This window comes from Halomarinibacterium sedimenti, from assembly GCF_019312585.1.
Classification (GTDB): domain Bacteria; phylum Bacteroidota; class Bacteroidia; order Flavobacteriales; family Flavobacteriaceae; genus Halomarinibacterium; species Halomarinibacterium sedimenti.
In genome coordinates this window covers 247712-254343 of the sequence record NZ_JAHWDP010000004.1, presented here as the reverse complement: position 1 = coordinate 254343, position 6632 = coordinate 247712, and the positions used below count along the sequence as shown (strand labels likewise).

Below are 6632 nucleotides of genomic sequence, written 5' to 3'. Positions count from 1 at the left end.
ATCAAAACTCGTAAATCCATCGGCTACTGCATCATCACACAATCGCAAAGGGCCCGAAGGCTCCGTAGCCACAGGACTAAACCTAACTTCCAACAACAACTCTACTACCGAATAACAACTGCTGCTTAAACTCTCTATCCTAGCCCATACATTATCGTTCCAAGGATTATCATTCGTATACAAAGGACCTATGGGCAATATCCCATTCTCAGCATCCAGCATCGTCCCATGATAGGTCACTACCAAATCAGGATCACCACCCGTTAAATCATCATCCGCCATACTCAAATCAAACTCCATAAACCCATCATTGTCGTCGTCGCATAAAATTAAAGGAGCGGGGGAATCATTATAGGTAAATGGCGGTGCAAATTCAACAAAGAGTGTACCTTCCGTTTCACATCCTGTTGCACCTCCAAAAGTGACTATTAATTTATAATTTCCAGTTATGGTCACATCAACTGTTGGACCTGTTTCGGCTGGAACAAAAGGGACAAATACTCCGGAGCCTATGGGATCTTCATATTGCCATTCATAGGTAGTTCCATTAGGAACATTTAAGTCTGGTATAATAGTAAAGGTTTCCCCTTCACATCTTGCTAAATTATTATCAATGGTTAAGTCAACTCCTAAATCTACATCCCCAATATTAAAAGAGCCAGCCTCAAGAAATACTGCTATGTCATAGGCCGTGTCAGATTCATCGGCAATGACCAATTTAATAGTATATGGATTACCAACAATTACGTCACCCATAGCAGTTAGTTCTACCGTTTGACCATTAAAATCTATGGCCGCAAGATTTTGATCGTTAAAGGGTAAAAAGTTGTATTTATCAAAATACTCAGGGTTTACAGCAGAGCACTGTCCTGGAACATCTTCTCGTATATTTGTAACTTCAATTGGAATTGCTGTACCTGGTAGCACTGCTAAATTCTGTACAACACCTGTAACCTGATCTGTTAAAATAAAAGCAAAAGCATCAGAAAAAGAACACTCAAAAAGTTGGTTATATTCCTCAGAAGCCATGATAAAATCAAAGCTAATTTGTGGAATCAAGGGTGTAAAGTCAAACTGAATCCAAGAGGCATTATTTGTATTGGTTGCGGTAGTATTGGCTTCTAAATCTGCATCTCCAGGCCAACCAATGCCTCCATCACTATGAACTACTAAATTAGGCCCAGGTGCATTTGCTACATTCCCAGAAGTTAAAATAATTCCCGACTCAAAGGGGAAATCTGATCCATTTCTAAAGAAAGCTCCTATACCGTTATCATCCCCATAATCAGTCCCAGTACTTTGGGAAAAATTAGAAACATTGGCACAGGTACCACTAATTAAGATGTCCTCCACAAGTTCTTGTGTGGTAAAGGTTTCATCAATTGTAATTTGACCATACCCAAACCATGATAATAGCAATAAGATGGGGAGTAAAAGTCTTTGCATAAATAGGTTGTTAATTGCCAAATATATTGAATACTGTTGTTTTCTTTCATATTTTTGCAAAAAAATGCGACAAAATGGAAGATTTTAACATAGCTATTCAACCTACTAAGAACGAAAATATTGTAAAATTTATTGCAAATGCTTTCCTGACAGGGGCTGAGAGCTTCGAATTTAAAAATATTGATGAAGCAAAAAACAGTCCGTTAGTACAGCAGTTATTTCATCTTCCTTTTGTAAAAACCGTATATGTTTCACAAAATTTTATCGCCATTGAAAAATACAGCATTGTAGACTGGGTAGACGTTCAAGAAGAAGTGGGTGCTTCCATACAGGCTTATTTGGAAAGTGGAAAACCCGTTATTATTTCTTCGGAAGATTCCAAAAAAATCCCTGTTACAGTATACGCAGAAAGCACACCCAATCCTTCAGTGATTAAATTTGTTGCTAATAAACCCTTAACTGAAGATACTTTTGAGTTTAAAAGTATTGACGATACCGCATCTGCTCCTATTGCGAAGGAGTTGTTTAGCTTTCCATTTGTGAAAGAGGTATTTATTCATTCAAATTATATTTCTATCACTAAATATGATATTGTTCCTTGGGAAGAAATTACTATGGAATTGCGAGAATTTTTGAAGAAATATCTTGAAGATGGAAAAACCATTTTTTCTGACGGAATCCTTCAGAATCATACTTTAAATCAAAAAGAATCTTCTTCGGTAACTTCAGAAAATGTAAACCATACTGCATTTGAAAAAGAAATAGTTTCTATCTTAAAGGAATATGTTCAGCCTGCCGTAGCAAGTGATGGCGGTCATATTGCGTTTGAATCTTATAACGAAGATTCAAAAACCGTTCGGGTGGTATTGCAAGGTGCCTGTAGTGGCTGCCCCTCTTCAACCTTTACACTTAAAAATGGTATTGAAACTATGCTCAAGGAAATGCTGAATGACCAAGCATTACAGGTAGAAGCCATAAACGGGTAGTTTTTTTACTAAAAAGCCAAATTCTAGCTTATTTTTTATACTTTGAGGTATTAATCCTAAAAATTATAAAATATGGCCATTTTAAAAGTAATTGAAGTATTAGCAAATTCTAATACTAACTGGGAAGAGGCAACTCAAAACGCGGTGAAACACGCTTCAAAAAGTGTAAAACACATTCGCTCGGTATATGTTCAGGAACAGAGTGCCATCGTAAATGGAGATAACATCACAGAATATAGGGTAAATGTTAAAATAACATTTGAGGTAAAATAACACATTTGTTAAATCTTACTTTACTACGCTTTTGAAATTTCAAAAGCGTATTTTTGTTTTTATTTTTTACTATGCAAAAACTTTTACTTTTTACCCTTTTAGGAATTTTATTTCTATCGTGTAATTCTTCAAAAAAAGAGCCTTTGGAAACTCATAAATACACAAACGACTTAATAAACGAAACCAGCCCTTATTTGCTACAACACGCACATAATCCTGTAAACTGGAAGCCTTGGAATCAAAAAACCCTAGATGAGGCAAAGCAAAGCAAAAAACTGATGGTTATAAGTGTTGGTTATGCCGCTTGTCATTGGTGTCACGTCATGGAACGGGAGAGTTTTGAAGATTCTACTGTTGCAGCCGTAATGAACAAACATTTTATCTCGGTTAAAGTAGATCGTGAAGAACGCCCAGATGTAGACCAAACCTACATCAATGCAGTGCAATTAATGACAGGAAATGCAGGATGGCCATTAAATGTGATTACCCTACCAGACGGCCGACCCGTATACGGTGGCACGTATTTTAAAAAAGAGGATTGGATTACTGCTTTACAACAACTTCAACAATTGTATGAAGAGGAACCCCAAAAGCTAGTAGACTACGCTACGCAGTTGGAAGAAGGTATAAAAAGTCTTGACTTAGTAGCTTTTAATAATGATGACATTGATTTCACAAAAGTGGATTTAAAACCCATTATTGAGAAATGGGTAAATAGTTTAGACACTGTTTATGGAGGTAGTAGAGGCGCTCCAAAATTCATGATGCCTAATCAATTATCTTTTTTCTTACGGTATGCACATAAAAATAATGATAAAGCCCTTGAGAATTATGTAAATCTTACGCTTCAAAAAATGGCTTTTGGTGGTCTTTACGACCAAGTGGAAGGTGGTTTTTCTAGATATAGCACCGATGAAAAATGGCACATTCCTCATTTCGAAAAAATGTTATATGACAATGCCCAATTAGTAAGTTTGTATAGCAACGCTTATGCTGTTTCTAAAAATCCGCTTTATAAAACAATAGTTGAAGAAACGCTCTCTTTTGTTGCTGCTGAATTAACAAATAATGAAGGTGCGTTTTACTCTTCACTAGATGCCGATAGCTTAAATGAAGAAGGAGACCTTGTGGAAGGAGATTACTACACATTTGAAAAAGAAAAATTACAAAGTATCATTCCGCAAAAGGATTGGACTTTATTTGAAGACTATTACAACATTAACAGTTACGGAAAATGGGAGGCCGAAAACAACTATGTTTTAATTAGAAAAGTAACCGATGAAGCTTTTATTTCTAAACATAATATAGACTTAGCCTCGCTTTCTCAAAAGAAGAAAGATTGGAAAAAAATATTACGTGACCATAGAAATACAAGACAAAAGCCTCGACTTGATGACAAAACCCTAACCTCGTGGAATGGTCTTATGATAAAGGGATATGTTGATGCTTATAAAGTTTTTAAAAATGAAACGTATTTAAAAGCTGCATTGACCAATGCTAACTTTATACTAAAAAAGCAACTACAATCTAACGGGGCGCTTTTCCATACTTACAAAGACGGGAAAAGTAGTATTAATGGTTACCTAGAAGATTACGCTTCGGTTATTGAAGCATTTATTGCGCTTTATGAAGTAACCTTAGACACCAAATGGATTGAGGAGGCAGATGAACTTTCAAATTATGCTTTCAACAATTTCTTCGATAAAGAAAAACATATGTTTTATTTTACGTCTAGGGAAGATGCCGAAATTATTTCCCGAAATTTTGAATATAGAGATAATGTGATTTCTTCTTCAAATTCAATAATGGCGAAAAACCTATCTGTGTTAGCGCATCATTTTGACAATGAAAAATTTGCAATCACTGCGTTACAAATGCTTAAAAATGTGCAACCAGAATTGGAGAAATACCCTTCAGGTTTTGCCAATTGGATGGATCTCTTACTCAATTACCAATCTAAGTTTTACGAAATTGTAGTGGTGGGCGAAAATGCTTTTGATAAAATTTCAGAATTCAACCAAAAGTATATTCCCAACAAACTAGTTGCTGGCGCTACACAATCTTCTAACCTTCCTTTATTAAAAGAAAGATATGTTAACGGTAGAACATTAATTTATGTATGTGTAAACAATACATGCAAACTTCCGGTGGAAGAAGTATCAAAAGCCATGGAGTTTTTAACAAAATAGATCTAGTTAGAAGCCAGAAAAAACATTTCCTTAACATTTGGGTAAGTTGATAATTGTTATCTTCGCACCTTCTATTGAAAATCTCACTTATCGTTTTTTATAAAATTCGAACATGTTTTCTTTAGTTAGTTAAGCATTATAATTACTTTTAAAACATATTTAACCAAAATCAGAATTATGCAAAAATTATTTTCAACTCTATTACTTCTTACTTTGTCGTTTAGCGCCTTTGCACAAATGGAAACTGAAGAGGAAGCGAAGGATAAATATCTTACCAATGTTCCTATAACCATTAACTCTGAAGCTGTAAATTATTCAGGTTCTGCTTATGAAAATGAAGAATTTGTGCTTGGAACTGTCTATAAAAGTGGAAGAATAGTAGCAAGTAATGTGGCATTACGCTATAATGCTCTTCGGGATGAGGTTGAAGTAAAATCCTCTATAGACGCGCCAAATTCAACGGCAAGAGTAATGATGCGGAATCCAGACATTTATGTAAAGATGCTGAACAATGTTTTTGTCTATGCTGCGCCTAAAGAAGGTTTAGATAGACCTGGATATTTTTTGGTTTTATTTGAAGGTGAAAGTGCAGATTTATATAAGAAAATATCTAAAGAATTTGTAGAAGGAATGGCAGCAACCACATCGTTAACACGAGATATTCCTAGTAGTTATAAAGAAAAAGAAGCTTATTTTTTATTGAATAAAAATACAAATTCGTTTCAAGAGTTTCCTAGTTCAAGAAATGCAAAATTTGGCCTTTTCGACGACAAGAAAAAGGAATTGAAAACCTATACCAAAGAAGAAAGACTAAATATCAATAAGGAATACGCACTAATAAAACTTGTAAAATATTACAACACCTTATAGTACTCTAAACATACTTCATTTATAAAAGCATTGAACTATTTCAATGCTTTTTTTGTGCTTATTAAAAATAAAATTAATATTTTACCAATCTAAAATATTTAATCTATGAAATTCTTTTTATTTATTTCCATATTCATTTCTGCTTTTTGCAGCTTATCCGCACAATTTGATAGCAATACAAACTTCATTAATGCTTCAAATGGAACTTCTAGTAATTTTGGCATTCAAACAGTTTCAAATAATTCTAATTTCGCTAGAGTTCAATCTTATGGAGCAAAATTTGATGATGGGAGTAGCGGAAATGATCCTGATACAGTTGGATCCCCTTATATGAATGATGAATATCAATTAGGAAGTATAATTAAAGATAGTCTAGTTTACGCAGATAACATTGCAGTTAAATATCAAGTTCTTGAAGATTATTTTATTGGAAAATTATCACTAACTACTAATGATGAAGAAGCTAGAGTGATAATTAAATCCCAAGATTATAAAATAAAAATGGGAGATAAATTATTTGTTGCTCTCCCCAGTATTGAAAACTCTGGCAATTTAGAATATTTTCAAATTTTAGTAATAGGAAATAAAGGTACTCTTTATAAAAAAAATAAAAAGATATTCAAGCCTAGAATAATGGCTACTACTTCATTAACTAAAAACTCTCCACCAACATTTAAGGATGATGAAGAATATTACTTTGGAGATTTTAATGGGAATTTTACTAAGGTGCCAACTTCAAAAAAGAAAATTTTAGAGTTATTTGAAAATAATAAAAAAGAGGTGTCTGCTGTTATCAAAAAGAACAAACTTAACCTGAAGAAGGAAGAGGACTTAATCCGTTTGTTTAGGTTTTACGAAACATTATAAT

6 protein-coding genes are annotated in these 6632 nt (G+C 34.0%); 5 read left to right on the top strand and 1 reads right to left on the bottom strand.

Annotation, left to right across the window (positions count from 1 at the left end; translation table 11 throughout):
* On the bottom strand, positions 1 to 1446 hold a 1446-nt coding region (locus KXJ69_RS11115), incomplete at its 3' end, for a choice-of-anchor L domain-containing protein (RefSeq protein WP_219053183.1).
* 74 nt (positions 1447 to 1520) lie between these two features.
* On the opposite strand from KXJ69_RS11115, the gene KXJ69_RS11110 reads away from it, so the two are divergent.
* From KXJ69_RS11110 to KXJ69_RS11090, 5 genes are all read left to right on the top strand, one after another.
* Positions 1521 to 2432 (top strand): NifU family protein, encoded by a 912-nt coding sequence (locus KXJ69_RS11110; RefSeq protein ID WP_219053182.1) that lies wholly within the window; start codon positions 1521 to 1523, stop codon positions 2430 to 2432.
* Positions 2433 to 2504: 72 nt separating this feature from the next.
* A complete protein-coding gene (locus KXJ69_RS11105) occupies positions 2505 to 2705 on the top strand; it encodes a dodecin family protein (RefSeq protein WP_219053181.1) in 201 nt (66 codons plus the stop codon).
* A 71-nt stretch (positions 2706 to 2776) separates the two neighbouring features.
* On the top strand, positions 2777 to 4894 hold the full coding sequence (locus KXJ69_RS11100) for a thioredoxin domain-containing protein (RefSeq protein ID WP_219053180.1): 2118 nt from the start codon (positions 2777 to 2779) through the stop codon (positions 4892 to 4894).
* A 177-nt stretch (positions 4895 to 5071) separates the two neighbouring features.
* On the top strand, positions 5072 to 5764 hold the full coding sequence (locus KXJ69_RS11095; protein ID WP_219053179.1) for a hypothetical protein: 693 nt from the start codon (positions 5072 to 5074) through the stop codon (positions 5762 to 5764).
* 105 nt (positions 5765 to 5869) lie between these two features.
* Positions 5870 to 6631 carry a hypothetical protein gene (locus KXJ69_RS11090; RefSeq protein WP_219053178.1) on the top strand — a complete coding sequence of 254 codons (762 nt, stop codon included), beginning with the start codon at positions 5870 to 5872 and terminating at the stop codon, positions 6629 to 6631.
* Position 6632 lies beyond the last annotated feature (1 nt).